The organism is Mycobacterium sp. TH-M106 (assembly GCF_057473765.1).
The window spans coordinates 1-2,027 of the sequence record NZ_JBYCLE010000282.1 but is presented as its reverse complement, the minus strand read 5'-3'; the positions used below and the strand labels follow the sequence as shown (position 1 = coordinate 2,027).

Below are 2,027 nucleotides of genomic sequence, written 5' to 3'. Positions count from 1 at the left end.
CCCATCGACGGCACCACGCTGATGAGCAAAGGCATGCCCAACGCCATCTCGGTGCTGGCGGTGGCCGATCGCGGGACGATGTTCGACCCGTCGGCGGTGTTCTACATGAACAAGATCGCGGTGGGGCCCGACGCCGGCCACGTGCTCGACATCACCGCACCCATCGCCGACAACATCCGCGCGGTCGCCAAAGTCAAGAACCTGTCGGTGCGCGACATGACGGTGTGCATCTTGGACCGGCCACGCCACGCCCAGCTGATCCACGAAGTGCGCGCCACCGGGGCGCGGATCCGGCTGATCACCGACGGCGACGTCGCGGGGGCGATCTCGGCATGCCGGCCCGATTCGGGCACCGACATGCTGGCCGGTATCGGCGGCACGCCGGAGGGCATCATCGCCGCGGCGGCGATCCGCTGCATGGGCGGCGAGATCCAGGCCCAGCTCGCCCCCAAAGACGAAGCCGAGCGGCGAAAAGCCCTCGACGCCGGTTACGACGTGGACGAGGTGCTGACCACCGAGCATCTGGTGTCCGGGGCGAACGTGTTCTTCTGCGCCACCGGAGTCACCGACGGTGACCTGCTCAAGGGGGTGCGCTACTACCCCGGCGGCTGCACCACCCAGTCGATCGTGATGCGGTCCAAGTCCGGCACCGTGCGCATGGTCGAGGCCTATCACCGGTTGTCGAAGCTCAACGAGTATTCGGCGGTCGACTTCACCGGCGACTCCGCCGCCGCCTACCCGTTGCCGTAGCGACCCCGACAGCGAGGACCGCCACACATGACCGAATCCGAGTACCGCATCGAACACGACACCATGGGCGAGGTCCGGGTACCGGCGAAAGCGTTGTGGCGCGCGCAGACCCAGCGCGCGGTGGAGAACTTTCCGATCTCCGGGCGTGGTCTGGAACGCCCCCAGATCCGGGCCCTGGGACTGTTGAAGGGCGCCTGCGCGCAGGTGAACAAAGATCTGGGGTTGCTGTCGCCGGAGAAGGCTGACGCGATCATCGCCGCAGCCGCCGAGATCGCCAACGGCCGCCACGACGACCAGTTCCCCATCGACGTGTTCCAGACCGGCTCGGGCACCAGCTCGAACATGAACACCAACGAGGTGATCGCCTCCATCGCCGCGGCGGCCAGCGTCACGGTGCATCCCAACGACGACGTCAACATGTCGCAGTCGTCCAACGACACCTTCCCTACCGCCACCCACATCGCGGCCACCGAAGCCGCAGTGCGCCACCTGATTCCGGCGCTGCAGGAGTTGCACGCCGGGCTGCTTGCAAAGGCTCGCGAGTGGCGCACGGTGGTCAAGTCCGGGCGAACGCATCTGATGGATGCCGTCCCGGTGACGCTGGGCCAGGAGTTCTCCGGGTATGCCCGCCAGGTCGAAGCCGGCATCGAAAGAGTGCAAGGGTGCCTTCCCAGGCTCGGTGAGCTGGCGATCGGAGGCACGGCTGTGGGCACCGGCCTCAACGCCCCCGACGGCTTCGACGCGCGCGTGGTCGAGGCACTGGTCACCCGGACCGGGCTAGCCGAATTACGGGTTGCCAGAAATCATTTCGAAGCTCAGGCTGCCCGGGACGGGCTGGTGGAGGCGTCCGGTGCGCTGCGCACGATCGCGGTGTCGTTGACCAAGATCGCCAACGACGTCCGCTGGATGGGGTCTGGCCCGCTGACCGGCCTTGCCGAGATTCACCTGCCGGACCTGCAGCCGGGCAGTTCGATCATGCCGGGCAAGGTGAATCCGGTGCTGCCCGAAGCTGTCACCCAGGTCGCCGCACAGGTGGTGGGCAACGACGCGGCGATCGCTTGGGGGGGTGCGGGCGGCGCGTTCGAGCTCAACGTCTACATCCCGATGATGGCCCGCAATCTGCTGGAGTCGTTCACGTTGCTGGCCAACGTGTCTCGGCTGTTCGCGCAGCGGTGTGTGGCCGGGCTGACCGCCAACGTCGAGCATCTGCGCGAGCTGGCCGAATCCAGTCCGTCGATCGTGACGCCGCTGAACTCCGCGATCGGTTACGAGGAAGC

General features: G+C 67.2%; 2 protein-coding genes. Both read left to right on the top strand.

All coding sequences use genetic code 11. The features are described from left to right. Positions 1–750: class II fructose-bisphosphatase family protein (locus AC2VOP_RS09805; RefSeq protein WP_486960773.1), on the top strand; the 750-nt coding region annotated here is incomplete at its 5' end. A gap of 27 nt (positions 751–777) precedes the next feature. After that, the coding region (locus tag AC2VOP_RS09800; protein ID WP_486960772.1) for a class II fumarate hydratase at positions 778–2,027 on the top strand (1,250 nt) is incomplete at its 3' end.